Here is a 262-nt window from a genome sequence, read left to right on the forward strand (position 1 = left end):
GATCCTGAGGTAAGGAGGTCACTTCATTGAGAAACAGCACACCGTCTCTGGCCGCCTCAAAACAGCACTCAGACTCGCTCCCTTTCACCGCCCAGCTCCGGCCGATACTTGAACAGTTCACGACAACAAAACGCCCTTTCGCGCGGGTTGATGCCTGAAAAATGGCTTCCGCGACCATTTCCTTGCCTGTACCTATCTCCCCCTGAATCAAAACCGGCATATCCGCCGCCGCCAGACGTTTCACATGCTGCAGCAGCTTTTT

At 54.6% G+C, this 262-nt stretch carries 1 protein-coding gene; it reads right to left on the reverse strand.

What is annotated here, in order from left to right:
* A partial coding sequence (locus ACYP03_RS26675) for a sigma 54-interacting transcriptional regulator (protein ID WP_459782762.1) occupies window positions 1–262 on the reverse strand: 262 nt, incomplete at both ends.

The organism is Photobacterium sp. R1 (assembly GCF_054600795.1).